The following is a 23,864-nucleotide window of genomic DNA, read 5'->3' as shown; positions in this document are numbered from 1 at the left end:
GAGGTTCGACAGACGCATGGCCAGTTTCCGCCGCACCGCGACGGGAAGCGCTTCGTCCTGTCGTTTTTTCCACGTCACATCGGAGGAGTTATCATGGCAAACAATCATTATGATGCGATTGTTGTCGGCTCGGGCATCAGTGGAGGCTGGGCCGCGAAGGAACTCACGCAAAAGGGCCTGAAGGTTCTGATGCTGGAGCGCGGCCGGAACATCGAGCACATCACCGACTATCAGAATGCGGACAAGGAGGCCTGGGATTACCCCCACCGCAACCGCGCCACGCAGGAGATGAAGGCGAAATACCCCGTTCTCAGCCGTGACTACCTGCTGGAAGAAGCAACGCTTGGCATGTGGGCCGATGAGCAGGAAACACCCTATGTCGAAGAAAAGCGCTTCGACTGGTTCCGCGGTTATCACGTCGGCGGCCGCTCGCTGCTCTGGGGACGCCAGACCTACCGCTGGTCGCATACCGACTTCGAGGCCAATGCGAAAGACGGTATCGCCGTTGACTGGCCCATCCGCTATGAGGATGTTTCCCCCTGGTATGATTATGTCGAGCGTTTTGCCGGCATCTCCGGCAGCCGTGAGGGGCTGGATATTCTTCCCGATGGCGAATTCCTGCCGCCCATTCCGCTCAATTTCGTCGAGCAGGATGTCGCAAGCCGGCTGAAGAAGGCGTTCAATGGCACGCGCCACCTCATCAATTCGCGTTGCGCCAACATCACCCAGGAGCTTCCCGATCAGGAGCGCACGCGCTGTCAGTTCCGCAACAAGTGTCGGCTGGGCTGTCCCTTCGGTGGCTATTTCAGCACGCAGGCCTCGACCCTGCCTGCGGCGGTCGCCACCGGCAATCTGACGCTCAGGCCTTTCTCCATCGTCAAGGAAATCCTCTACGACAAGGACAAGAAGAAGGCGCGTGGCGTCGAGATCATCGATGCCGAGACGAACCTGACCTATGAATATACCGCCGACATCATCTTCCTCAACGCTTCGACGCTGAACTCGACATGGGTGCTGATGAACTCGGCCACCGATGTCTGGGAAGGCGGACTTGGAAGCAGCTCGGGCGAACTCGGCCACAACGTGATGGACCACCATTTCCGGATGGGCGCCACCGGCCAGGTGGAAGGCTTCGAGGATTTCTACTTCAAGGGTCGCCGTCCGGCGGGCTTCTACATTCCGCGTTTCCGCAATACCGGCGACGACAAGCGCAAATATCTGCGTGGTTTCGGGTATCAGGGATCGGCCAGCCGTTCGCGCTGGGAGCGGGAAATCGCCGAACTGAACATCGGCGCCGATTACAAGGAAGCCCTGACCGAGCCGGGCGGTTGGACCATCGGCATGACCGCCTTCGGTGAAATGCTGCCCTATCATGAGAACCGCGTGAAACTGGATCAAGACAAGAAGGACAAGTGGGGCCTGCCGGTCCTGTCAATGAATGTCGAGATGAAGCAGAACGAACTCGATATGCGTGAAGACATGGTCAATGACGCCGTCGAGATGTTCGAGGCGGTTGGCATCAAGAACGTCAAACCCTCCAGGGGCAGTTACGCCCCCGGCATGGGTATCCATGAAATGGGAACGGCTCGCATGGGCCGCGACCCGAAAACCTCCGTCCTCAACGGCAACAATCAGGTCTGGGATGCGCCCAACGTCTTTGTCACAGATGGCGCGTGCATGACTTCGGCCTCCTGCGTCAACCCGTCCCTGACCTACATGGCGCTGACGGCGCGTGCGGCCGATTTTGCCGTTTCCGAACGCAAGAAGGGGAACCTGTGATGAACAGACGCGAACTGCTGAAACTGATAGCCATTGCCACCGGCCTTCCGCTGATCGGCGCGGATGTTCTGACGGCTGCGGAAAACGCTACCAAACCAGCCGGTGGTGCTCATGTCTTCACCGCGGAAGAAATCCGGTTTATGGACGAGGTGGCGGAAACCATCATTCCCCGCACCTCCACGCCGGGTGCGAAGGATGCTGAAGTGGGAGCATTCATGGCCGTCTATGCGGCCGATTGTTACACTGAAGAACAACGGACGCTCTTCCTTTCGGCAATTTCCGATATCGAGAAGCGCAGCCAGACCGACCACAAGAAGGGCTTTCTGGAGCTGACGGCAAAACAGCGGCAGGCGCTGCTTGCCGCGCTGGACAAGCAGGCCAAGGCGGAACAGTCGCCGGCAAAGCCCCACGCCTTCACGCTCGTCAAGCAGTTGACGCTGCTTGGTTTCTTCACCTCGAAGATCGGCGCTACGGAAGTGCTCGTTTATGACGAAATTCCCGGCGGTTTCGAAGATCGCGTTCCCTATAAGAAGGGCACGCCCGCTTGGGGCACGACCTGAACAGAGCAACCTCCGGCCCGTCCGCTTTTGCGGGCGGGCTGTATTTATGCGGCAAGACAAGGATGACACGATGCGCAAGACAATAATCATCGCGGCGGCAATGCTGACTGCAAGCGCCATTCCCGCTCTCTCGGAAGGCGATGTCGCCAAGGGAGAGGCGGCCTTCAAACGCTGTTCCGCCTGCCACGCCATTGGCGAGGGCGCGAAAAACCGGGTCGGTCCGCAGCTTAACGGCATCCTCGGCCGTGCAGCGGGCGGCGCTCCTGACTATAATTATTCGGGTGCGATGAAAAAAGCGGGTGAGGACGGTCTCGTCTGGACACCGGAAGAATTGCGGGATTTCCTGAGCGCGCCGAAAAAGAAAATACCCGGAAACAAGATGGCGCTGGCCGGCATCAGCAAGCCGGAAGATCTGGACAATCTCATCGCCTATATCGAAAGCGCGGCTTCGAAACCGGCCGAGTGACAACGAAAAGGCGGGGCGCGACGAGACCGGGGATACGCCCTACACTTGGCTGGTTTCGCCCTCTGCCAACTGAGCAAGGCCCGGCAGATTGCACACCAGCAGCTTCTGCCGCCCGCCCTGCACCAGCCCCTTGGACTCCCAGCTGGAAAGGATGCGCGAGACCGTGTGCAGCGTCGTGCCGGTCATCTCGGCGATGTCCTGACGCGAGATCGGGAAATCGATGCGGATACCGTCTTCTTCCTTGCGTCCCGCCTGCTGCGAAAGGCGCAGCACGGCATGGGCCACCCGGCGCTCCACTTCCTGTGTCGACATTTCGCGAATGCGCGTGTGGGCTTCCTCGAGACGCTGGCCGATCGTCTGCATGGCGGAGACGGCAAGATGCGGGTTCTGTTCGACGAATTGCGGCCAGAGGTCCGTCTGCCATGACAGGATGACGCTTTCGGCAGCCGTGGTGGCTGTGCCGGGATAATCGGACCGTTGCAGCGCTCGCGCGAAACCGAAGAGATCGCCCGGATGCACCATGCGCACGATGATCTGCTGACCGTCATGCGTCACCTGCGTCACCTTCAGGCGGCCGTGGATGAGCAGGAAGAAATGTGTTGCCGACTGGCCCTGCTCGAAAATGGCTTCGCCCGGCGGCACCAGCCGGGATGTGGCGTGGGTCAGCAGTCCGTCCAGCTCATCGTCGGCCATCTTGGCAAACAAGGCCAGCGACCGGATGACGCTTCGGTCAATCTTCACTCGCACCCTCTCCGGTGATCGGACGATCCTCAGGGTGATTGCATTGGCAATCGGGGATCGGCCTTTTCTGTATTGTCAGCATACAGCACTATCACCGGCGGCAGAAGATCAAATGATATGAATCAAGCACTTGTTTTAATTGATGATTGTCAAGAAAATAGGGTGGTGGCACGAAGCTTTTCGAGAAGTGGCGCGTACCAGCGCGTGTCTCTCACGAGCCTGAACCCGAGATTATCAGGCGGTACGCCAACGGCGCAGCCACCGCTTTTCGGGTTTTTGACGAAGGCGCTCATCGCCGCCCGGTGTTTTCCCGAAGCGACCGGGATACCGCAGGAGGCGACGCTATCGATCGCCTCACCATCCTTGCCAAGTGTCACACGGTGGCTGCAGCTCGACGTCCACTCCCAGACATTGCCGCCGAAATCGGCAAGGCCATATTCGTTTTCGCCGAAGCTGCCATAGGATTGCGGAACGGGGTTGCCCGAGGCCTTGCGGCTGGTCTGTCGCTCGTAATCCGCCAGCCAGCGCAAAGCCGGGTTTTCACTATCGGCAGCGACACCCAGCGTCTCATCCGGAAAAAGTGAGCCGGCGGCGAAAGCCAGTTCAGCGTCGCTCGGCAGGCGCCAAACCTCGCCTGTCCGCTCGCTCAGCCACTTTGCATAGGCGTGGGCGTCGTCCTGGCTGATGCCGGTTGCCGGTATCTCGCCGCCGACCGGAGCGGCAAAGCCGGGTTCCGGCTGCTGGCAGCCGCCTTCCGCCACGCAGCGCGCATAATCTGTGCTCGACACCTGATATTTCATGATCGTTAGATTTTGTCGCATCGCCACGTCGACCATCGGCCCATCGACGGCATAACCATTGCGGAAATATTCGCCCTCCGCCCGATAGGTGAAATGTCTGGCGGGCACTGTAACGACCTGTGGAGCCATCATGGCCGCGCGGTCATCAATGCCGCTGTGGATGATCCCGGACTGGAAACCGATGGCCGTTGCCAGCAGCGTTGCAATCGAGAGCGGGAGAAGAAGCGAGACGGCATTTGGGAAGTGGCTGTTGCCGGGAATGCCCATGGGAACCTGCCTGCGTCGAGAGGACGCCAAAGTTCGGGCCTGCTTTCAGGCCGCATAGCAGAAGGGGGAGCGCGCCGCGACCGCTGGCGGCGGCGCGCTCCCGTTTGTGTCAGATGCTCGAGGGGGCAAGCACCGCCTGCATCAGGCTGTTGTTCCACTCACCCGTCACCTTGAAGTGTGCGGCTGCACCCAGCTCGAAGGCCTCAATGAGGTTGTGGTTGACATAAGCGTAGATGCCGGGCTGCTCGAAGGTATAGAAGGCCGCACCCGCCGTACCGCCGGGAATGAACCAGGTTTCCTGGTCAAGATCCGGTGGGTTGCGGAACTTGCCCGTTGCCCAGACATAATCGCCATGGCCGCCGATGAGGTGCGGACGGGTATCACGGTTTGCCTGCGAATGGACGATCAGCACCTTCTCGCCAACAGCGGCCTGGAGGGCATGTTCCCCGGTCAGGGCACCGACTGCGCCGTTGAAGACGATGTGGGTCGGCGTCAGCTTGCGCATCACTTCCAGCGTATCGGCCATGGCGTCGCCGGCGCTTTCATATTTCTTGAAATTGCCGTTCTCGTCGCGCGGGATGTAGAAGTCCTGCTCGCCAACATAATAGATCTTGTCATAAACAAGCTCCTTGCCGTGGCCGTCCGTCAGGCCCTCTCGCGGCAACACCATGATCGCGCCATTCATGCCCGAGGTGACGTGCCACGGTACCATGCCGGGAGGTGCGCAGTGATAGACGAAGACGCCGGCCTTGGTGGCCTTGAAGCGCAGGATCGCCTTTTCACCGGGGTTGACGATGGTGAGCCCGCCGCCGCCGAGCGCGCCGGTGGCCGAGTGGAAATCAATATTGTGCTGCAGCTCATTGGTATCGGGGTTGATAAGGGTCAGTTCGACATAGTCGTCCTGGTGCACCACCATCAGAGGCCCGGGAACCGACCCGTTGAAGGTCATGGCGTGGACCTCGGTGCCCTTGTCGTCGAGGATCATCTTCTGTTCTTTGATCGTGAGCGTGAACTCGACGATCTTCGGTCCGCCTTCGGCTTTCTGCGTGTGGGCATGCACGAAGGGCGGTTTGACGAGATCAACTTTTACGCGAGGCAGCGCTGCAATCTCAGCGCTCGTCAATGGCTTGGCTGCGGCCTTCTTTTCCTCTGCCGCGCTCGCTGCCGATGGCATGATGACGGGAGCTATAGCCCCTGCAAATGCTGCGCCTGCGAGAATATTACGCCGTGTGATGTGGAAGGTTTCCGTCATCATTCTTCTCCTATCCCTCTTGGGGCAGAGCATGTTTCGCTCTGTCACAGCATTTGTAGCGGAGGGGCGGAAATACAATTTGAGATGGAGCAAACTTCGCTTTCGGCACCCTGCGACATTTTGGCAGGCGGCTGAAGGCCGGTGTGGAAGCGTCGCACCGCCTCTTTGCCTGTTCGCAAAGAAGTCGGACGGGCTTGGGTCTAGACATATGTCAAGACCAAGCAAGGAGCATTATAATGAGTGGCAGCGAAACCGTTCTCACCCAAGGGCGCAGCCGGCCAAAGGGCGGCATTCCAAGAGGGCTGGCGCGCACCGGCCCGGTTATCTTTTCTTACGGCTTCCGGCCGTTTTTCCTCGGCGGCGCTCTCTGGGCCATCGTGGCGATGGTGTTGTGGATCGCAGCCCTTTCCGGCTTCATCGACCTCGGCGGGGATTACGGCGCACCGAACTGGCATGCCCATGAGATGCTGTTCGGCTTCGCTTCGGCGGTGCTGGCCGGCTTTCTTCTAACGGCCGTGCCGAACTGGACGGGGCGGCTGCCGGTGTCGGGCAAACCCTTGGTGTGGCTGTTTGCGCTCTGGTGCGCCGGCCGGCTTTTCCTGCTTGTGCCGGACCAGGTGGGCGTGGTCACCGCCGCAGCCGTGGACGGGCTTTTCCTGCCGGCACTTCTGGCGATCTGCGCGCGCGAGGTCATTGCCGGGCGAAAATGGAAAGACCTGAAGGTGCTGGGCGGACTGCTGGCGCTTTCCGTCGCCAACATCGTATTCCACGTTGCAGCGATTGGGGGAGATCATAGCCAGATCGCGACCCGCCTTGCGGTCTCGGCCTATACCGTGCTTGTCATCATCGTCGGCGGCCGCATCGTGCCGAGTTTTACCCGCAACTGGCTGAACCGCTTCGGCCGCACGGATTTCCCGGTTCCCTATAACGGCTTCGATACCGCCGCCATCCTCACCGGCATCGTTGCGCTGGCCGTCTGGACGATAGAGCCCGAGAGCATCGTGGCGGTGCCAACGGCGCTTCTGGCGGCTTTTATGCACGCCGTGCGTCTGATCCGCTGGCGCGGCTGGACGACATGGCCGGAGCAGGTGCTGGTGGTGCTGCATGTGGCCTATGCCTTCATTCCCGTCGGTTTCATTACCATAGCGCTGGCGGCTCTTGACGTCATGGACACACGTTCCGTCCTGCATGTCTTCACCGTCGGCGTTATCGGCTGCATGATGCTTGCTGTCATGACGAGAGCGAGCCTTGGCCATACCGGACGCAAGCTTGCGGCCAGCAGGGTTACTATTGCCGCTTATGTCACGCTGATCGCCTGCGCGCTGCTGAGACCGGCAGCCGAGTTCTTCCCCGGTGCGATGATGCATCTCTACGCTTGCTCGGCGCTCTTCTGGATCGTGGGTTTCGGTCTCTTCTGCATTGAATATGGGCCGATCCTGATGCGCGAGCGCAAACCGCTGAAAGCCTAGATTGCTTGCGACGCCGCTAAAACGAAACGCCCCGGAGCAACGTCCGGGGCGGTTCGGTTTCGGGGAATTTGATTTATGGCTTAATGCGCGCCGGCACCGGCGCGGATGAAGATGCGGAACGCGGTGCGGGCGTCGTCGAAATTGCCGGCCCATTGATGGCCCCGGGCCAGAAGTTCCGGGTAAAGGAAAGTCGGCTCCTGCGGCATCAGCACGAAGATCACGGCACCCGGTGGAAGACGGTCAAGTGCGGCAAGCGTGCGGCTCGCCTGGCCTTCGGCCGTCTCATCGCTCAGATCGAGATAGATGACCGGATCGGGCCATATCTGCGGCTCCTCGGCATTGCCCGCAAGCGCCGGCGAAACGGAAATCTGTTCGGTCTCAGTGGATTGCGGCGTAAACAGCACTTCCCAGTCGCCGCCGCCGATTTCCCTGACCTGATGGTCGAAACCGCGCTCCGCCATCACCTTGAACAGCGGAACGGGCCGGAAGGTGGCGTATAATCGCAGCGCCTCACCGGGAGCAAGCCCGGCCACGGCTTCCATGATGGCCGGAAAGGGCTCGCCGCCGCTCAGCAAAAGCGGCCGGACATCGAGTTCCCTGATCATTTCCGTCATTGCATCACCTCATCTGTCGGCTGGCGGCGGCAAGGGCCATCCGCCAGAGGTCTTTTCACCACACCGCCGGGGCAGGGGTCAATGTTCGGATCCGCAGCAGCATTCGCAGCCGGACATATCGTCCTCGGAACCTTCGGCCTGTTCTTCCAGCCGGCCGATATCGAGACGCCAGACTTCCGGGCCCTGTTCGAGATATTCCCAGCCGAACTGGCCGGGGAAATTTGTGGCCAGCTGGTAAAGCAGTGGACGGGGATCGTGATCGCTGGTGATCTGTAGCGATTGACCCTCGGTCAATGCGCTGAGCGCACCGAAAATGCGCGGATGGCGTTCGCGATGCGGTATGATGCGCACATCGATATTGGTTGCGGTTTGGGCTTCGGACATAGGCTGGCTCCACGGCCGCGGATGGAATGATGTCCGGCGGTGCGGCCGGCCGACGGACTGGAAAAACCTATCCGCCGGGCGGTCGGGAGACATTGTCGCCGCGCAAACAAACCTGAGATTCGTCAGGTCCGTTGCGCGACATGCTTCAGCCGGCAAGGCTGCGATAGATTGCCGGCAGCGCCGATGGCAGCTTGGCGATCCTGTTGACGATGGCATAACCGTTCTGGCCGAACATGGCCGGAATATAGGACTGCGCTTTGCTGTCCACCGTTACGCCGAAGACGCTGACGCCCGAACGTCTGGCTTCGGAAACCGCACGGCGGCTGTCCTCGATGGCGAAGCGGCCCTCATAGTGGTCGACATCGTTCGGCTTGCCATCCGTCAGCAGCAGAAGCAGCTTTCGCCGCTCCGGCCTTTCACGCAGCTTGGCGCTGGCGTGGCGGATGGCAGGGCCGATGCGGGTGTAGAAGCCGGGTTTCAGCGCCGCGATGCGACGCTCGATAGTGTGGCCCATCGGCTCATCGAAATCCTTCACCGCTTCCACCCGCACCCAGGAACGGCGGCGGGAGGTGAAGGTCAGGATCGAGTGGCTGTCGCCGCAGGCGGAAAGCCCGTGGGCAAGCACCAGCAGGGCTTCCTTCTCCACATCGAGCACCCGGCGATTGTCGAACCAGGCATCGGTCGATAGCGACACATCGACGAGGATCGTTACGGCAAGATCATGCGCCTGTGGGCGGCTTGCCATATGAATGCGGTCGCTGCCCTGTCCGCCGGCGGCAATATCGCTTCTGGCACGAACCACGGCGTCAAGATCGAGATCATTGCCGTCAAGCTGGGCGCGCAGCATCTCGTGGCGTGGCCGCAGCACCTCGAATTGCCGCCTGACCCGGCGGATAAGGCTCTTGGTGTCCGGGTCGGGTTCCGGTGCCGTCTCGGCGTCTTTCGCCGGACCGGCGATGACCCGGCAATGATCGGTGAGATAGGTACCGCTGCGATAATCCCATTCGGGATAGGTCAGTTCCGCTGTCAGCGGGGTATGGTTCAGGGCTTCAGGCGGCAGGTCGAGATCGAAGCGGAAGCGGGCGGAAGGCCGTCCCTTTCTTTCACCCAGCGTCATATCATCAAGCTCGTCCGCCGCGCTGCCATCGGCATCGTCGCTATCGTCACCCGGCCGGTCGACATTGACCATCTCGGCCATGGCGAGGATTTTTTCGAAACGGTTGAGGATGAAGGGGCTGCGTTCGGTCTGGCGGTTCTCGGCCTTTTCGCGCACAGCGATATGGCGGGCGGCCTCCGCCCCCTGCGGCGCGGCGCCCGCTGCCGGCTGGTCCTCGCTTTGCCGGGCATCGGATGTTTCGCGCAGCAGCGTGTCCGGCCATAGCGGCACCGGCAGCATCGGCAGGTAGCGCGGCGGCGCTTTTTCCGGAAGACCGGCGGGTGGCGCATGGCCCTCGATCCCTGCCGCATCGGCGAGCATGGAAAGCACCCGTTGTTCTACCTGCTGCTCCGCCTGCGGCAGCGGCCGTTTCTGGCGCACCGCGAGCATGGCGGCGCAAAGCCGGCGATACCGGGTCTTCATTCCGGGGAAGGCATGGATGACGGCTTTTGCCAGTTCTGCGGCGCGGTCGAGCCGGGCAAGATCGTTGCGAAGCGGGTCGGCGGCCATGACTGGTTCAAGCGGCATCATCGCCATGGCGGCGGCGAGCCAGAGATAGAGATCGCGGTTGAGGCAGCGGTCGGGAAACAGATCGAGCACCGGCGGTAGCATCAGCGTGGCGTGATCGCGGCCGGGTTGGGCCAATTTTTCCTCGCCAAGGCCCATGCGCTGGCGCAGCCTCAGCCGGTGGCTGGAAGTGCGGGCGCGGGCCGGAGCGATCTGCACCGCATGTTCACCGCCAAAACCGCGGAAACATATGGCCAGCACGGCCTGCATATCCTCCAGCTTCACGGCATGATCCGGGAAACGCAGCCATGTGCCGGTTTCGCCGATCAGCCTGTGCCAGGCGCGGCCGACGGTTTCTTCCAGTTCCAGAAAGTCCAGCATGGTTTATCCTCATGGCATCGGACCGGAACGCGCGGGGCCGCGCAATCCGGTGTGGATATCAAAGCGCCTATCGAATGATCGCATCCGCGACTTCATGCAGTGCGGCCTTCACATCTGGCTCGTCAGTCAGCGGTTCGATCATGGTCGCGCGCACGGCCTGACGGGCGGGAAGGCCGGTATCGATGAGGCTGGCGCAATAAATGAGCAGGCGGGTGGAGACGCCTTCTTCCAGATCGTGGCCTTTCAGACCGCGCAGCCGGTGGGCAAGATCGACGAGCGGCTCGACATCGCGCTCATCCAGCCCGCTTTCATGCGAAACGACGGCGATTTCCTGCTCCTTGGGCAGAAAATCGAATTCAATGGCGACGAAACGCTGGCGGGTGCTGGGCTTCAGGCTCTTTAAAAGGTTCTGGTATCCGGGATTATAGGACACGACGAGCATGAAGCCGGAGGGCGCTTCCAGCACTTCGCCGGTGCGTTCCAATGGCAGGATGCGGCGATCATCGGTGAGGGGATGCAGCACGACAGCCACATCCTTGCGCGCCTCAACGATCTCGTCGAGGTAACATATGCCGCCCTGGCGCACGGACCTCGTCAGCGGGCCGTCCATCCACACGGTTTCGCCGCCTTTCAGCAGGTAACGGCCGGTCAGATCAGCGGCAGCAAGATCGTCGTGGCACGAAACGGTGGAAAGCGGCAGGCCGAGTTTCGCTGCCATGTGGCTGACGAAACGGGTCTTGCCGCAACCGGTCGGGCCTTTCAGCAGCAGCGGCAATTGCCGTACCCAGGCGCTTTCGAACAGCGTGCATTCATTGCCGAGCGGTGTGTAGAACGGCGTGTCCGGCTGGGGCTGAGGGATCGGACGGAATATCGTATTCATGGTCATCTCCATGTTTGTTGATAAGGAACCGGCTCTCCGGGGGAAAAGGAGAGCCGGTCCGTTTCTCATTCGGCGGGCTGCACGAGGCGGGCAACGTCGCCCTGTTTCTGCTTGCCCGGTACCAGGATTGCCCAGATGAACATGACCGCCGAAATGAGAACCGCGAAACCAGAACCGAGACGGATCCAGTAGAAGATCGCCAGCTGGTCCTGCACATCCATGAAACTTTCGCCCATGACCCGCTGAAGCTGGATCTGCACCACGCCGGCGAATGTCAGCGCGAAGGTCATCACCGACATGGCCGTGCACATGACCCAGAAGCTCGTCATCGAAAGCCACTGGTTGTAGGGCGCGCGTTTCTTCATTTCGGGGATGGCGTAGGCCATCATCGCAAGGTTCAGCATCACATAGGCGCCGAAGAAGGCGAGGTGCCCGTGGGCGGCGGTAAGCTGCGTGCCGTGGGTGTAATAGTTCACCGAAGACAGCGTGTGCAGGAAGCCCCAGACGCCGGCGCCGAAGAAGGCCATGACCGAGCAGCCGATCGACCAGAGGAGGGCTGCGCGGTTCTCATGCTTGCGGCCAGCCTTCCAGGTCATGACGAAGGTGAAGATGACCATGGTGAAGAAGGGGGCCACTTCCAGCGTCGAGAACAGCGAACCGATCCACTGCCAGTAACCCGGCGCGCCGATCCAGTAATAATGGTGGCCGGTGCCGAGAATGCCCGAGAACAGGGCAAGACCGACGATGACATAGAGCCATTTTTCCACCACTTCGCGGTCGATGCCGTTGAGCTTGATCATCAGGAAGGCGAGGATCGACGCCATGATCAGTTCCCACACGCCTTCCACCCACAGATGGATGACGTACCACCAGTACATCTTGTCCAGCGCCAGGTTGATGGGGTTGTAAAAGGCGAAGAGGAAGAAGATTGCCAGACCCCAGAGACCGAAGAGCAGGATGTTGATGACGGTGGTCTTGCGGCCCTTCAGTGCTGTCATGGTGATGTTGAACAGGAACATCAAAACGACAAGCACGATGCCGACCTTGATGGCGAAGGGCTGTTCGAGGAATTCGCGGCCTTCATGGATACGGAACATATAGCCGACCACGGCAACCGCGGCGGCCACCAGGAAGATCCAGAACTGGGCGATGGCGAGCTTGGGGCTGTAAAGCTCCGTTTCCGTCTCTTCTGGCAGAAGATAGAAGGTCGAGCCCATGAAGCCCATCAACAGCCACACGACCAGCGCATTGGTGTGGATCATGCGCACGATGTTGAAGGGCAGAAGCTCGGAAAGCGTGTTGGGCAGCACGTAGATCGTCGCGGCGATGACGCCGAACAGGATCTGCGCCACGAACAGCCCGATTGCGCCGTAAAAATACAGCATGGCGACTTTTTGCGTCTGGTATTTCATCTCGTCATCTCCTTGCCGTCAACCTCAACCCGCATCGTTCGGCGGCCAGTTCTGCGTCTTGATCCGGCTCGTCCATTCGAGGAAGTCGACGAGATCATCGAGTTCCTGTTCGGTGAGATTGAACTGCGGCATCTGGCGCCGGCCCTCGATGCCGGTGGGCTGGGCGGCCATCCAGGCCTTGATGGAATCGCGCGCCGTCTCCTTGTCTTCCACGCCGCCATAGCGCTTCCAGACATTGCCGAGTTCGGGCGCGAAATAGGCGCCTTCGCCGAGCAGCGTGTGACAGTTGATGCAGGAATTTTTCTCCCACACGTGTTTGCCGCGCGCGACGCTTTCCGTCAGCGTGCTTTCATCCGTCGATGTGGTGCGCATGTAATAATGGCTATGGGCCGTCAGCCCGACGAATATGGCGAAGAAGAAGATGGAGCCGCCGTAAAAGACGTTTCGCGCTCCTGTTTTGGTCAGGCGTTCTGCCATGCCAATGGTCCTTTCCATCCGGAAGACCGCTTATGCGGACTGGCTTGATCGAACCCTCTTGCCGGGATTTGCCAGCAGGCTGGCGGAACGCGGTGGGGTCTGAAGCCTTTCTAGCCGCTGGCTGCCGGCGTTCTTTGCCATTTGGCAAACAAGTGGAGAGGTGGTGTGATCCGCCTTTTCAGAGCGACAGAATGCCCTGCAGGAACGCCCGCAAAAGGGCTGCGGCGGCAAAGATTGCGGGCCATGCCAGAAGCGCCGTGCGCAGCAGGCCTCGCTCTTCGCCAAAACCAAGAAAGTCGTCGATGACGCGTCTGGATTTCATGAGCGCGAAAAGCAGCATCAGGCAGGCGGCGGCAACGGGCGGCAGAAGCGCCGCTTTCCACGATGTGACGACGGCCGTGCCGGCGAGAACAAGAATGGCGAGCACTGCAAAACTTCTTGCGAGCTGGCGGGAGGTGCGTTGGATCATGTTTGTCAAACCAGATAGACGATGGGAAAAATGACGATCCAGACCAGATCGATGACATGCCACAGCGTCGTCACCAGCGCGACGTTCTCGTTTTTCGGGAAGACTGCGACGAGAAACAGCAGCACGGCCACGAAGACGACATGCAGCAGGTGGAAGCCGGTGAGCAGGAAATAAAGCTCGAAGAAAGCGCCATAGGCGGGATCGGACGCGAAGGCGATTTCGGTGGAATATTCATGGAGCTTCACACCGACGAAAGCGAAACCCAGCAGGCCGGCAAGGACAAGCGCCCGCCTTTTGCCCGCCAGCGCCGTGTGGCGGCTGGCCGCGATGGCCGCCTGCCAGCCGCTTGCCAGCAAAATCAGGGTGTTGAGGCCGGCAAGTTGTGGCTGCAGATGCTGGCGCGCGGCGGCGAACGCATCAGGGTTGAAGGCGAAGGCGATGATGAAGGCGCCGGTCAGCGCGCCGAAAGCGGCAAGTTCGCTCCAGACCAGAATCCACAAAAGCAGGTTTCCGCTTTCCTCTTCCGTATTGATCGCCATGGTCTCGCCCGTAATTGTAAAACAGCAAGCCACGCTTAGGCGTCCTCAAACCCCGCTTCTTTGCGGTCGGTCAAAGAAGGGAGCGCGCAAAGTCCTATTGTCATGACAAAGCGCAACTCTGGAAAATGGAGCTTCCCATGAACGACGCGCAGGTCGGGCTGATTGTCGCAACCCCTATTATCATTGGCTTTGCGGTGCTGTTGTACCGTATGGGAGTGTTGCAGCGCATGGGCGCGGTTTCCGCCGTGCTTGCCTCCGTGGCCATTGCTTCGGTGCTGTTCCTGAACCAGTGAGAAGGCAGTCGCATGTTTGAACTTGTCGCCGCTCTTTCGCTTTTCGTGGCGCTGCATTCCATTCCCGCCGTACCTGCCGTGCGCGGCCGGCTGATCGCGGGCATCGGCAGGCCCGCCTATTTCGGGGCTTATTCCGTCGTCTCGCTTCTGACGCTGGGCTGGGTATTTTATGCCGCGCTGTCGGTCGATTATATTCCGCTCTGGGATGTCGCGCCCTGGCAGGCGCATGTCACGTTTCTGGCAGCGCCGATTGGCCTGTTTTTCGTGCTGGCTGGCCTCCTCAGCGTCAATCCGCTCTCCATTTCCGTGCGGCAGGGGCAGGAGCCGGGGGCCATTGTCCGCATCACCCGCCATCCGGTGCTTATCGGTTTTCTATTCTGGTCGCTTGGCCATGTCGTGCCGAATGGCGATCTGCGCTCCGTCATCCTGTTCGGCGGCTTTGCACTGTTCTCTATGGGCGGAATGGCGATGACCGAAAAACGTGCGCGGAAAAGACTGGGTAATGCGTGGAACGTGGCGGCTGCCGGAAGCGCTACGATTCCCTTTGCGTCGGCTCTCACAGGCAAAACCCGCATCGCCGTAGATGGGCCGATGCTGCTCGCCGCAGCGCTGACGGGCTTGACGGTGTGGTGGCTGCTGGCCGGCGGCCATGCCATGCTTTTTGGCGCGGACCCCATGGCCTATCTCTGATCGCTTAGGGCGCCTTCACCATATGCGGCTGCCATATCGGCGCCTGTGGCGCGGAAGCGATGCCGAGCTGATCGATGGCGCGGGCGGCGAATTGGTCAACAATATCGTCGACGCTTTGCGGCCTGTTGTAAAAGGCCGGCACCGGCGGCATGACGATGGCGCCAGCCTCCGTCACCGTGCACATGTTGCGCAGATGGATGAGATGCAGCGGCGTCTCGCGCGTCATCAGCACAAGTTTCCGGCGTTCCTTCAGATGCACATCGGCGGCGCGGGTGAGGAGATTGTCCGAAAGCCCGGTTGCAATGGCCGCGAGTGTCCGCATGGAGCAGGGGGCGACGATCATGCCCGCCGTCGGGAAAGAGCCGCTGGCAATCGCCGCGCCGATATCGTCGATGGAATGATTGACGCCGGCGAGCGAAAACATCCGCCCCATGGCTTGCGCCCCTTTCTCATGCAACACGGTGCGTCTCGCGGATTGCGACAGGACGAGATGGATTTCGACGCTTTTCATCCCGGCAAGGCGCTCGATAATGCGCAGGGCGATGCCGGCACCCGAGGCGCCGGTGACGCCGACCACGACACGGCATGGGTTCATGGCCGTTCTCCAAGGCCGAGATCGCGCCACATCAGATCCACTTTCGCGATCACGTCAGGCGTCATGGATAGTACGCGGCCCCATTCGCGCTCCGTCTCCGGCGGTAGCTTGTGGGTGGCGTCCAGTCCCATCTTGCCGCCGAGACCGGCTTTAGGAGAGGCGAAGTCGAGATAGTCGATTGGCGTATCGTTTATGATCATCGTATCGCGCGAGGCGTCGAAACGGGTGGAGAGAGCCCAGATGACATCCGCCCAGTTGCGCACATCAATGTCGGGATCGACCAGAATGATGAGCTTCACATAGCTGAACTGCGGCAGCATCGACCAAAGGCCCATCATCACCCGCTTTGCCTGTCCCGGGTAACGCTTGTCGATGGATGCGACCATAATGCGGTAGGAGCAGGCCTCCGGCGGCATCCACAGATCGACGATTTCCGCAAACTGCTTTTTCACGAGCGGCAGAAAAATCTCGAGCATGGCTTCGCCCAGAACCGAAGGCTCATCCGGCGGCCGGCCGGTATAGGTGGAAAGATAGATCGGATCGCGACGCATGGTGATTGCCGAGAGCGTCATGATCGGGAAGGATTCGACCGAATTATAATAGCCGGTGTGGTCGCCATAGGGGCCTTCGAGTGCCGTTTCCGTTGCCGAAACGGTGCCTTCCAGCACGATCTCGGCATTGGCCGGCACCGGCATCGGCACGGTTAAAGCTTTTGCGATGCGGCTTTTCGAGCCGCGCAGCAGGCCGGAGAAGCCAAGCTCGCTGATATGGTCGGGAAGCGGCATCACGGCGGCGAGAATGGTGGCAGGATCGGCCCCAATGGCGACGGTAACGGGCATATCCAGCCCGCGCGCACGCCACAACCGGTGGTGATGCGCGCCGCCGCGATGCGCCAGCCAGCGCATGATCGCCCTGTCCGGTCCCAACACCTGCATGCGGTAGATGCCGACATTGATATCGTCGGTATCATCAGGCGAACGGGTGATGACCAGCGGCCAGGTGATGAGCGGGGCCGGCTCGCCCGGCCAGCACCATTGCACCGGCAGGCAGGCAAGATCGATTGCATCACCCGTCAGCACCCTTTCCTGCACCGGCGCGCGCGAGACGTTTCGTGGCCGCATGGAAAGTGCTGCTTTCAGCAAAGGCAGCTTACCCCATGCCTCGGCCATGGATTTTGGCGGCTGCGGCTCGCGCAGTTCGGCGAGCTTTTGTCCAAGTGCAGGCAGGCCGCCGGTCTCCAGCCCCAACCCCCATTCGATGCGCTGCCGCGTGCCGAAAAGATTGGCAAGCAGCGGCATCTCCCGCACCTTGCCCTCATGGTCGACAGGTCGCTCGAAAAGCAGTGCCGGCCCGCCATCGGCGAGCACGCGGCGGTGGATTTCAGTGATTTCGTGCACCAGCGATACCGGCTGGCGAATTCGCCGCAGCTGCCCACGTTCTTCCAGCAGCCGGATGAAACCGCGAAGATCGGCGGTGCGGATGGGTCTCGTTTCTGTTTCTTCGTCTCTCATGCCGCCTGTTTGCAGGCGCCAGTGCGGCATGTCCTTGCGCTGCCGCAAATGCGGCTCAGTGCGAACGAAGATAGTCGGCGAGAACCAGGGCGTGGTTGTGTTCGGTATCATGGGCGGCATAAAGCAGCGTGACGCGGCCCTTCGCCATCAGCTCCTTCATGCGCGCCACGGCATCGGGATTGGCGGCCAGCTCCTCATGATAGTGCCGGGTGAATTCCGCAAAACGCGACGGCATATGCGAGAAATTCTTGCGCAATTCGTTGCTGGGCGCGATTTCCTTCATCCACAGCGAAAGCTGTGCGGTTTCCTTGCGCATGCCGCGCGGCCACAGCCGGTCCACCAGAATGCGTGCGCCGTCATCATCGCTGGCGGCATCATAAATCCGTTTGATCCTTATATCGGACATGGGCGGCCTCCTTCGCTTCGCAAGTGAATGATTTATAGCGGCTTTTGTGAAGCCGCACCCGAAAATCTCTCTGTCTTTGCGTTCGCTCAAACCGGCGCTGGCGCGCTGCGGTTAGGTTCCTGCCCGCAACTGACCTGACAGGACCATTTATGAGACCGTTTCCCGCCGCCATCGCTACCCCCATGAATTTTCTGCCCCTTGCCGTGGTGCAGCGAGCGACGGCGGCGATGCTGGCGCAGATCATGAAACGGCACCCTGATCTGTTCGGCCGGCTCGGTGAACATCGCAGCAAACGCTATGCCTTCCTGCCGGTCGATCTGCCCTTCGCCTTCATGGTCGAGCCCGCGCGTCCCGCCATCACCGTCAGCCGAAAGGGCCGCTTGCCCAAGGTGGATGCGGCGGTGGAAGGGCCGCTTTTCATGCTGCTGGCGCTGATGGAGGGGCGGCAGGATGCCGATGCGCTGTTCTTTTCGCGTGATCTCAGCGTGACCGGCGACATGGAGGCGATGCTGGCACTGCGCAATGCGCTCGATGACAGCGGCATTGATCTGCCGCGCGATCTCGGTGCCTTTGCCGGGCCTTTCGCGCCTGTCGTAACGGGGCTTGCGAACCGCCTGCGCGGCCATGTTCTATCCGAAACGCGTGGAGGTGCGGCATGGAGCTGATCTGTCCCGCGGGAACGCCTGCCGCCTTCCGCGAGGCCGTGGATGCCGGCGCGGATGCCGTCTATTGCGGCTTTCGCGATGAGACCAATGCCCGCAATTTCCCGGGGCTCAATTTTTCCCGCGAAGAGCTTGCCGAAGCCATTGCCTACGCGAAGAAGCGCGGCGTCCAGACTTTCGTCGCGCTCAACACCTTCATGCGCGCGGGAAATGAGGATATCTGGTATCGCGGTGCGGCCGATGCCGTGAAGGCGGGGGCGGACGCGCTTATCCTTGCCGATTTCGGTCTGATGGCGCATGTGGCGGAACACCACCCGCAGCAGCGCATCCATGTCTCCGTGCAGGCCTCCGCCTCCAATGCCGATGCGGTGAATTTCCTCGTCGATGCCTTCGGTGCGAAACGCGTGGTGCTGCCACGCACGCTGACGATTTCCGACATCGCCCGGCTGGCGCGGCAGATCCGCTGCGAAATCGAAATCTTCGTGTTTGGCGGCCTCTGCGTCATGGCGGAGGGGCGCTGCTCGCTCTCGTCTTACGCCACCGGAAAATCCCCCAACATGAACGGCGTCTGCTCGCCAGCAAGCCATGTGCGTTATCGGCAGGATGGGCAGGAGCTGGTGTCGGAACTCGGCGATTACACCATCAACCGCTTTCCGGAAGGCGAAGCGGCGGGTTATCCGACGCTCTGCAAGGGCCGTTTCGAGATTGCCGATGACAAGTCTTATGCCTTTGAGGACCCGGTGTCGCTTGATGTGATGGACCAGATTGATGCGCTGCGCGAAGCGGGGGTCAGCGCGCTGAAGATTGAGGGCCGCCAGCGCGGCAAGGCCTATGTGGCGGAAGTGGTGTCCACCCTGCACCGGGCGCTGGCCGCCAGTGCCGAAGAACGGGGACGGCTGCTCTCACGCCTGCGGCTGTTAAGCGAAGGCCAGCGCACAACTGTCGGCGCTTACGAGAAACGCTGGAGATGATGGCGATGGCAAAAACCGCAAAGGCCACATTGGCGCTGGGCCCGGTGCTTTATCTCTGGCAGGGCGAGAGATGGCGCGATTTCTATCTCCGCATCGCCGATGAGGCGCCCGTCAGTCATGTCTATCTCGGTGAAACCGTCTGTTCCAAACGGTTTCATTTTACCGAACCGCATCTGGCCGAGGTGATCGAGCGGCTGGAGAGTGCCGGAAAGCAGGTGATCCTCTCTACGCTTTCACTGGTAACGTTGGAGCGCGAAAGCCGCCAGCTGCGCGGCCTGATCGCCGATAGCCCCTATCCCGTCGAGGCAAACGATCTTTCCGCTCTCGGCATGTTGCACGGCACGCCGCATGTCGTCGGGCCGATGGTGAATGTCTATAATGCGGCCACCGCGCGGCTGCTCGCCTCGCGTGGGGCAAGCGCCATCTGCCTGCCGCCGGAACTGCCGGTAACCTCGGTGGAGCGCATCGTGGCGGAAACACCGGATGTGGAGTTCGAAGTCTTCGCCTTCGGCCGCCTGCCGCTCGCCATTTCGGCACGCTGCGCCCATGCTCGCGCCAAGGGCAATATCAAGGATAATTGCCAGTTCGTCTGCGGTGACGACCCGGATGGATTACCGGTGCGCACGCTTGATCGGCAGTCGTTTCTGGCGCTGAACGGCGTGCAGACGGTGTCGCACACCTGCCAGTCGCTGCTTGGCGAATTGCAGGATCTGGCGGCCGCTGGCATCGCCCGATTCCGGCTGTCACCACAGGATTGCGACATGGTGGCGGTGGCGCGGATCCATGACGATGTTCTGGCCGGCAGGCGGGATGCGGCAGATGGTCTTGCACGTCTCGGGCAAATCTATCCGGACGTGCCTTTTTCCAATGGTTTCCACCACGGGCAGGAAGGGGCGGCCTGGGTCGCCCGTGCCCGCAACACGGCGCATGGGGTGAATGCATGACGATGAACAGGCAAGAGCCGCAATCGCTGTCTGTGGCAGCGCCGGGCGGGGCGGATATCGCTGCTGCGATCCATCTGGTGCGCAACGTGGTTTTGCAGAGCGCACTGGATTGCGGCTGCCGTGACAAGGTCCATGAGGCCTTGCGCGAGCTCGAGGATTTCGAGCGCCAGCGCAATATCGTCAAGCTTCTGGCCGCCGCCCGCGAAGAGCGGCGCAAGATCGGGCTTCTGACCGAGATGCTGGCGGATTTTGCCGAGGACGATACGGTCGATGAAGGCATCGTCGAAACGGCGAGCCTGATGTTTCTCGACATCGCCGCCGCCGCTCAGGAAGGATCGCGACTCCTGCGCGACGCCCTGTCTCTTAAAACATGTAAATAAAACTCATGTTTTTGGTGTTGTTTGATCCAGCGCAAAGAGGCCGTTCTTGCAAAATGTCATCCCCGGTACACGCAGGTTATGACTGAAGGGGTGGCATATGCGGGTGCTGAAGGCGGGGTTTTTCACGATAATAACGGGTCTGATGGCAGGGGTTTCCGGTGTTGCGCTTGCGCAATCGGCCACACCGGGCTCGACCACAGTTCTGGAGACGATCACGGTTGAGGGGGCGAGATGGGCGGATGGCGTGGAGCAGGCGCGCCAGCGCCTGAAGGCCATTCCAGGTGGTGTCTCCGCACTCCAGCCGCAGGAACAGACCTCGAAGGCCGTGCCGACGCTTGCAGATGTGCTTGCTTCGGCACCCGGCGTGGTGGTGCAGCGCTTTTTCGGCGGCAATGACCAGCCGCGCATTCAGATCAGGGGCTCCGGGTTGCAGCAGAACCCGGTCGAACGCGGGGTTCTGGTGCTGAAGGACGGGTTGCCGATCAACCGTGCCGATGGTTCCTATATCGTCGGGCTCGCCAATCCCGGTCAGGCCAGCCTCATCGAAATTTACCGCGGTTACACCGCCAACCGGCTGGGGGCCAGCGTTCTGGGCGGGGCGATCAATTTTGCTTCGCCGGTGGAGAAGGGAACCAGCATTTCTGCCGGCGGCGGCAGTTTCGGTCAGGCGGACGCCTCGCTGCGCACTGGTTTTGATGCGGATCGCTTCGCTGCCGGTTTTTATGCCGATGTCAGCCGTCGCGATGGTTATCGCGTTTACAATGATTCCCGCCGGGTAAGTGTCGGCGGGGTGATCGAGGTGGAGGTGTCGGACGCCGTCAAGACGCGGGTTTTTGCCAGCTATACCGATCTGGGTTTTGACGTGGCAGGACCCCTGACGAAAAGCGCCATGGATGCTGATCCCAGACAGGTTTCGCCGGGTCCGCCAACCAGCCTCGGGCCGAATGTGATGCGTGACAAGCCGCGCCGGGAAGCCAGCCAGTTCGTCATCGGCTCGCGCAGCTCGATCGAACTCGGCGATCATCTCTTCGATATCGGACTGGGTTACACCTATACCAGGGATATGTTCCGGTTCCCGGTCTCAAGCGGCGTTCGGCGCACGGATGGCGGCGATGTGACGGGGCTACTGCGTTATGCCTACCAGCCCGATGCCGATGCCCTGCTGCCGCTTTTCGAAGCTTCGGCGCTCTATACGGTTGGTTCGGCGGAACGGACCTATCACATCAACCGGGCAGGGGGTGATGGTCCGGCCTTTTCCAACAATGATCTCGATGCGTCGACGCTGTCTTTGAATGCGGGGCTGAATATTCCGCTTTCCGAAACGGTGACGCTGTCGCCATCGCTTTCCTACACCCATGCCACCCGTGACAATGACGATCTCTGGCGGGCTGCAACCCGGCCAAGGCTGAGCTTCGGACCGGGCGGCGCGGCCGCCTCTGGCGTGGCTGCGGTAGGTACGAGCTATGAGCGCAGCTACAGCGGCTGGTCTCCGGCGCTCGGTATCAGTTGGCGCCCGGACGATAACAACATGCTGTTTGCCGCTGTCAGCCGCAGTTTCGAACCGCCGACCCATGACGATCTTCTCGGCACCACCGGCGGCACGCCGAATGCATCGCCCACCGGTTTTTCGACGCCCGATCTTGAGGCGCAGACGGCGACCACGGTCGAGGTCGGCTGGCGCGGCGAGCGCGGCTCGTGGAATATCGACGCCACCGCGTATTACTCCTGGGTGGAGAACGAATTGCTGAGCCTGCGCGACACCAGCGGTTCGCTGCTCTCCGCTTTCAACGCGGATGAAACCGTACATGCCGGTCTGGAGCTTGGCGTTTCCGGCGAGGTGCTGGATGGTCTGACCGCTCGTCTTGCCTATGTGCTGCAGGATTTCCGCTTCCGCGACGATCCGGTACGCGGTGACAACCGGCTGGCCGGCGCGCCGCGCCATGTCGTCAATCTCGCCCTGCAATATGCCATTTTCGAACAATGGGATATCGGCGCGGTGCTGCAATGGGTGCCTTCCAGGACCCCGGTCGACAACATGAATACGATGTATGCCGATCCCTATGCCGTGGTCGATCTCAAGACTGAATATCGCGTCAATGACAGGTTCTCGATCTACGGCGCGGTCACCAACGTCTTCGACAAGACCTATGCCTCATCCACACTCATTCTCGACCAGGCAAGCGCCGGTCAGGCGGTCTATCTGCCGGGCGACGGACGCGGATTTTATGCCGGTATCAAGGCGCGTTTCTGAAAGCGGAAAGGATCTGATCATGACGAGTTACACACGACGCCGGGCGCTGTCGCTGCTTTCCGGGCTGACCGTTGCGGGCCTTGCCGCGCCATCCGTCCTGAGGGCCGAGGCACCGCTTGTCTTTTACGGTCCGCCCGCAGCACCTTCAGCGGTTCTGGCTCATGCCGTAAAAGGCGGTTTCCTGAAGGATGTCGCGCCTGGGGCCGTCTTCAAGGCATGGAAAACGCCGGATGAAATGCGCGCTGCCGTCGCCTCCGGCTCCATGGGGGCGGTGGTGATGCCGAGCTACGGCGCTGCCAATCTCCATAATCGCGGCCTCGGTCTTGGGCTGATGAACGTGCTGACAACAGGTCTGCTCTACATCGTGTCGAAGGACGAGACGCTGACGTCGCTCGAAAGCCTTTCCGGCAAGACGCTGGCTCTGCCGTTCAAGAACGATATGCCCGATTTCGTTCTGCGCCGGCTGGTCGCTGAAAAAGGCTTGAAGCCCGGCGATATCAAGCTGGAATATGCCGCTTCGCCACCGGAAGCCGTGCAATTGCTGCTGACGGGGCGGGTAGATGCGGCCCTGCTGAGCGAACCGGCCGCGACCGCTGTACTGATCAAGGCAAAGTCGTTTTTCATGACCGTTCACCGCACCATCGATGTCCAGAAGGAATGGGCAAAGGTGGCGGGCAAGCCGGAAATCCCGCAGGCGGGCCTTGCCCTGACGTCGCAGGTTCAGCAAAAGCTCGGCAAGGCGGGTATAGAGGCTTTGCAGGCGGGAATGGAAGCGGCACTTGCCAGTGCCACAGCTGACCCGCAAACGGCGGCCGCGGCTGCGGCCGATGCCCTCGGTTTCCCGCCGGAAATCATCGCCGCCTCCTTCCCGACAAGCCATTTGTCGGCATTGAAGGCAAGTGCGGCACGCGCCGGTCTCGAGGCATTTTACGATGAACTCGCCAAGGCCGACCCGGCAATCATCGGCGGCCGGCGGCCGGATGACGGCTTTTATCTGGTGTAGCAGGC

26 protein-coding genes are annotated in these 23,864 nt (G+C 61.1%); 12 read left to right on the top strand and 14 right to left on the bottom strand.

The genetic code is table 11. The annotated features are described in order from the left end of the window. The first annotated feature begins 93 nt into the window (after positions 1-93). From QSV77_RS20980 to QSV77_RS20970, 3 genes are all read left to right on the top strand, one after another. On the top strand, positions 94-1,779 hold the full coding sequence (locus QSV77_RS20980) for a GMC oxidoreductase (protein WP_302734929.1): 1,686 nt from the start codon (positions 94-96) through the stop codon (positions 1,777-1,779). Then, positions 1,779-2,339 carry a gluconate 2-dehydrogenase subunit 3 family protein gene (locus QSV77_RS20975; RefSeq protein ID WP_302734928.1) on the top strand — a complete coding sequence of 187 codons (561 nt, stop codon included), beginning with the start codon at positions 1,779-1,781 and terminating at the stop codon, positions 2,337-2,339. The genes QSV77_RS20980 and QSV77_RS20975 overlap by 1 nt, the downstream gene beginning before the upstream one ends. A gap of 70 nt (positions 2,340-2,409) precedes the next feature. Beyond that, the gene (locus QSV77_RS20970) at positions 2,410-2,805 is read left to right on the top strand and encodes a cytochrome c family protein (protein WP_302734927.1); all 396 of its coding nucleotides are present in this window, start codon (positions 2,410-2,412) and stop codon (positions 2,803-2,805) included. A 39-nt stretch (positions 2,806-2,844) separates the two neighbouring features. Here QSV77_RS20970 and QSV77_RS20965 read toward each other — a convergent pair whose 3' ends face one another. The 3 genes from QSV77_RS20965 to nirK all read right to left on the bottom strand — a co-directional run bounded on the left by QSV77_RS20965 (position 2,845) and on the right by nirK (position 5,865). Continuing rightward, complete coding sequence (locus QSV77_RS20965; RefSeq protein WP_137454302.1) at positions 2,845-3,546, bottom strand: Crp/Fnr family transcriptional regulator; 702 nt, start codon at positions 3,544-3,546, stop codon at positions 2,845-2,847. Between the two features lie 149 nt (positions 3,547-3,695). After that, on the bottom strand, positions 3,696-4,613 hold the full coding sequence (locus QSV77_RS20960; RefSeq protein ID WP_137454301.1) for an SUMF1/EgtB/PvdO family nonheme iron enzyme: 918 nt from the start codon (positions 4,611-4,613) through the stop codon (positions 3,696-3,698). 109 nt (positions 4,614-4,722) lie between these two features. Continuing rightward, positions 4,723-5,865 carry a copper-containing nitrite reductase gene (gene nirK, locus QSV77_RS20955; protein ID WP_302734926.1) on the bottom strand — a complete coding sequence of 381 codons (1,143 nt, stop codon included), beginning with the start codon at positions 5,863-5,865 and terminating at the stop codon, positions 4,723-4,725. A gap of 236 nt (positions 5,866-6,101) precedes the next feature. Between nirK and QSV77_RS20950 the strand changes: the two genes are divergently transcribed. Next, positions 6,102-7,334, top strand: a complete 1,233-nt coding sequence (locus tag QSV77_RS20950; protein WP_302734925.1) for an NnrS family protein — start codon at positions 6,102-6,104, stop codon at positions 7,332-7,334. Between the two features lie 80 nt (positions 7,335-7,414). Here QSV77_RS20950 and QSV77_RS20945 read toward each other — a convergent pair whose 3' ends face one another. The 8 genes from QSV77_RS20945 to QSV77_RS20910 form a co-directional block, all read right to left on the bottom strand. Further along, positions 7,415-7,948, bottom strand: coding sequence for a DUF2249 domain-containing protein (locus QSV77_RS20945; protein WP_302734924.1), 534 nt, complete (start codon positions 7,946-7,948; stop codon positions 7,415-7,417). Positions 7,949-8,026: 78 nt separating this feature from the next. Beyond that, positions 8,027-8,332, bottom strand: coding sequence for a DUF2249 domain-containing protein (locus QSV77_RS20940; RefSeq protein WP_174033165.1), 306 nt, complete (start codon positions 8,330-8,332; stop codon positions 8,027-8,029). A gap of 145 nt (positions 8,333-8,477) precedes the next feature. Continuing rightward, on the bottom strand, positions 8,478-10,376 hold the full coding sequence (locus QSV77_RS20935) for a nitric oxide reductase activation protein NorD (protein ID WP_302734923.1): 1,899 nt from the start codon (positions 10,374-10,376) through the stop codon (positions 8,478-8,480). Positions 10,377-10,443: 67 nt separating this feature from the next. Next, the gene (locus QSV77_RS20930; RefSeq protein ID WP_302734922.1) at positions 10,444-11,256 is read right to left on the bottom strand and encodes a MoxR family ATPase; all 813 of its coding nucleotides are present in this window, start codon (positions 11,254-11,256) and stop codon (positions 10,444-10,446) included. Positions 11,257-11,321: 65 nt separating this feature from the next. Then, complete coding sequence (locus QSV77_RS20925; RefSeq protein WP_110758675.1) at positions 11,322-12,668, bottom strand: nitric-oxide reductase large subunit; 1,347 nt, start codon at positions 12,666-12,668, stop codon at positions 11,322-11,324. A 24-nt stretch (positions 12,669-12,692) separates the two neighbouring features. Further along, on the bottom strand, positions 12,693-13,145 hold the full coding sequence (locus QSV77_RS20920; protein WP_046800955.1) for a cytochrome c: 453 nt from the start codon (positions 13,143-13,145) through the stop codon (positions 12,693-12,695). A gap of 178 nt (positions 13,146-13,323) precedes the next feature. Further along, a complete protein-coding gene (locus tag QSV77_RS20915) occupies positions 13,324-13,614 on the bottom strand; it encodes a hypothetical protein (RefSeq protein ID WP_302734921.1) in 291 nt (96 codons plus the stop codon). 5 nt (positions 13,615-13,619) lie between these two features. Beyond that, positions 13,620-14,153 carry a cytochrome c oxidase subunit 3 gene (locus QSV77_RS20910; protein ID WP_302734920.1) on the bottom strand — a complete coding sequence of 178 codons (534 nt, stop codon included), beginning with the start codon at positions 14,151-14,153 and terminating at the stop codon, positions 13,620-13,622. 137 nt (positions 14,154-14,290) lie between these two features. Here QSV77_RS20910 and QSV77_RS20905 point away from each other — a divergent pair, with 137 nt between their 5' ends. Then, positions 14,291-14,446 (top strand): hypothetical protein, encoded by a 156-nt coding sequence (locus QSV77_RS20905; RefSeq protein ID WP_003520964.1) that lies wholly within the window; start codon positions 14,291-14,293, stop codon positions 14,444-14,446. Positions 14,447-14,458: 12 nt separating this feature from the next. Next, positions 14,459-15,136: an NnrU family protein gene (locus QSV77_RS20900; protein WP_302734919.1), complete on the top strand. Its 678-nt coding sequence runs from the start codon at positions 14,459-14,461 to the stop codon at positions 15,134-15,136. Between the two features lie 4 nt (positions 15,137-15,140). Here QSV77_RS20900 and QSV77_RS20895 read toward each other — a convergent pair whose 3' ends face one another. The 3 genes from QSV77_RS20895 to QSV77_RS20885 are packed head-to-tail and all read right to left on the bottom strand — an operon-like array spanning position 15,141 to position 17,648. After that, complete coding sequence (locus tag QSV77_RS20895) at positions 15,141-15,731, bottom strand: UbiX family flavin prenyltransferase (RefSeq protein ID WP_302734918.1); 591 nt, start codon at positions 15,729-15,731, stop codon at positions 15,141-15,143. Further along, positions 15,728-17,242, bottom strand: a complete 1,515-nt coding sequence (locus QSV77_RS20890) for a UbiD family decarboxylase (protein ID WP_302734917.1) — start codon at positions 17,240-17,242, stop codon at positions 15,728-15,730. Before QSV77_RS20890 ends, QSV77_RS20895 begins: the two co-directional genes overlap by 4 nt. Before the next feature lie 55 nt (positions 17,243-17,297). Continuing rightward, positions 17,298-17,648 (bottom strand): DUF488 domain-containing protein, encoded by a 351-nt coding sequence (locus QSV77_RS20885; RefSeq protein ID WP_080830320.1) that lies wholly within the window; start codon positions 17,646-17,648, stop codon positions 17,298-17,300. A gap of 149 nt (positions 17,649-17,797) precedes the next feature. Between QSV77_RS20885 and QSV77_RS20880 the strand changes: the two genes are divergently transcribed. The 6 genes from QSV77_RS20880 to QSV77_RS20855 all read left to right on the top strand — a co-directional run bounded on the left by QSV77_RS20880 (position 17,798) and on the right by QSV77_RS20855 (position 23,859). Continuing rightward, positions 17,798-18,313 carry an SCP2 domain-containing protein gene (locus QSV77_RS20880; protein ID WP_302734916.1) on the top strand — a complete coding sequence of 172 codons (516 nt, stop codon included), beginning with the start codon at positions 17,798-17,800 and terminating at the stop codon, positions 18,311-18,313. Further along, entirely contained in the window at positions 18,304-19,281 is a 978-nt protein-coding gene (locus QSV77_RS20875) for a peptidase U32 family protein (RefSeq protein WP_142842889.1), read from the top strand. Before QSV77_RS20880 ends, QSV77_RS20875 begins: the two co-directional genes overlap by 10 nt. A gap of 5 nt (positions 19,282-19,286) precedes the next feature. After that, positions 19,287-20,225, top strand: coding sequence for a U32 family peptidase (locus QSV77_RS20870; protein ID WP_302734915.1), 939 nt, complete (start codon positions 19,287-19,289; stop codon positions 20,223-20,225). After that, positions 20,222-20,605, top strand: a complete 384-nt coding sequence (locus QSV77_RS20865; protein WP_302734914.1) for a hypothetical protein — start codon at positions 20,222-20,224, stop codon at positions 20,603-20,605. The genes QSV77_RS20870 and QSV77_RS20865 overlap by 4 nt, the downstream gene beginning before the upstream one ends. Before the next feature lie 97 nt (positions 20,606-20,702). Next, positions 20,703-22,856, top strand: coding sequence for a TonB-dependent receptor (locus tag QSV77_RS20860; protein WP_302734913.1), 2,154 nt, complete (start codon positions 20,703-20,705; stop codon positions 22,854-22,856). Between the two features lie 19 nt (positions 22,857-22,875). Continuing rightward, positions 22,876-23,859 (top strand): ABC transporter substrate-binding protein, encoded by a 984-nt coding sequence (locus QSV77_RS20855; protein WP_302734912.1) that lies wholly within the window; start codon positions 22,876-22,878, stop codon positions 23,857-23,859. The last annotated feature ends 5 nt before the right edge of the window (positions 23,860-23,864 follow it).

This window comes from Agrobacterium sp. V1 (assembly GCF_030518355.1).
Lineage (GTDB): Bacteria > Pseudomonadota > Alphaproteobacteria > Rhizobiales > Rhizobiaceae > Agrobacterium > Agrobacterium cucumeris.
Note: the sequence above shows the minus strand (reverse complement) of the source record. Positions and strands in the feature narration are given on the sequence as shown.